Source organism: Microbacterium sp. B19 (assembly GCF_000333395.1).
In the GTDB taxonomy this organism is placed as follows: domain Bacteria; phylum Actinomycetota; class Actinomycetes; order Actinomycetales; family Microbacteriaceae; genus Microbacterium.
Genome location: NZ_BADA01000332.1, coordinates 1 through 256 on the forward strand (window position 1 = coordinate 1; position 256 = coordinate 256).

Sequence of the window (256 nt, forward strand, 5' to 3'; positions counted from 1 at the left end):
AGCTCGTCGTCGACGCCGACTGCGAGTACACCAACACCGGTGAGGGTCTGCATCGCTTCGTCGACCCCGTCGACGGCGAGGTCTACCTCTACACGCAGTTCGAGGTGCCGGATTCGCGCCGCGTCTTCACGGTGTTCGAGCAGCCCGACCTCAAGGCCGAGTTCACCTTCACCGTGACCGCCCCGGCCGCGTGGAAGGTCGTCTCCAACTCCCCCACGCCCGAACCGCGCGAGGTCGGTGACGGCGTCGCCGAGTG

At 67.6% G+C, this 256-nt stretch carries 1 protein-coding gene; it reads left to right on the forward strand.

Annotated features, from left to right (window positions below):
- The coding region (locus I5G_RS22170) for a hypothetical protein (protein ID WP_036327904.1) at positions 1-256 on the forward strand (256 nt) is incomplete at both ends.